At 39.6% G+C, this 1,077-nt stretch carries 2 protein-coding genes; both read right to left on the minus strand.

Going from position 1 to position 1,077, the window contains the following annotated elements; all coding sequences use genetic code 11:
- Positions 1–184: 184 nt before the first annotated feature.
- Positions 185–628: a lytic transglycosylase domain-containing protein gene (locus OU793_RS24545; protein ID WP_159408221.1), complete on the minus strand. Its 444-nt coding sequence runs from the start codon at positions 626–628 to the stop codon at positions 185–187.
- 59 nt (positions 629–687) lie between these two features.
- Positions 688–1,023: a type I restriction endonuclease subunit M gene (locus tag OU793_RS24550; protein ID WP_159408220.1), complete on the minus strand. Its 336-nt coding sequence runs from the start codon at positions 1,021–1,023 to the stop codon at positions 688–690.
- Positions 1,024–1,077 lie beyond the last annotated feature (54 nt).

The raw sequence follows: 1,077 nt of genomic DNA on the forward strand, positions 1-1,077 counted from the left end.
GCGACTCAATTTCATTGAGTCTGCATTAGGTCGATTTTTCAGCTTGCCTGGAAAATCGCGCGCGACCAAAAGCCGATCCGTTGGCGATTGAATCGGAACGGTTTGGTAAATCTGGGAAGGAATGGAAAACGGAAAAGGAAGAACGACAGGGATCTAGCATTGCACCATCTTGGGGCAATACTGGTTATTTAAGATTGGCGGAATAATAAACGCTTTGCACTTTTTGGATGTATATTTTTCTAGCGTTTTCGGTACGTTTGGAAAAGCCTGAATTATATGCGCCGACACTGTTCCAATTGTAGCCGTGACTTGCAAAGTTAGAACTTAATACCCACGCGCCTAACGAAACATTAAAACATGGTTCGTAAACATTGGATTCATTAACATTAAATTCGGCAAGTTTAGGAAACCAACTAGAGTTTATTTGCATTAAGCCAAAATCACGGCTAACTATTTCGCCGTGTTCGTTTTTGTTTTCGTTGTAAGCCTTGGGATCAAGACTGCTTTCAACTTGCGCAATGGCTCTTAGCAAATCGGCAGAAACATTATAATGTTGTCCGGCCTCATCAAAACAAAAAGCCGATCCAACAATGGGGACAAAGAGAAGCAACAAAGAAAAGTTTTTCATATGCAATAAAAAAATGGAGTCCTAAACAGGACTCCATTATATCGTATCAACTTACATCATCAATATTCGCTAGGGAATAAGATAGTGGTAACACTGCGATCACGTTTGGTAATGATCCAGATACGCTCTCCGCAAAGTTGATATTCAGATAAAACACGTTCGCCTGTTCTGGTGGCTTCGTCGTTGGTGATCTTATCATCAATGCAAACATTACCCCAATCACCACTTTGGTGACGTTGCAAATAAATAAGCAAATTAACACCTTTATTTTCTTTAACCATAGACGCAACACCTTGCGTCATAACAACCGATCCAAGTTCAAACGAAATAGCCGTACAAACGTAAGTTTGGGGTTTCAATTCAGTATCAGTTGAGATAGTATTTACAGTGTTCATTTTTACATACCTTTAAGTGGACAATTATTGCCTAGATATTTGTTAGCGCAAATA

Source organism: Vibrio sp. VP6 (assembly GCF_028823755.1).
Lineage (GTDB): Bacteria > Pseudomonadota > Gammaproteobacteria > Enterobacterales > Vibrionaceae > Vibrio > Vibrio parahaemolyticus.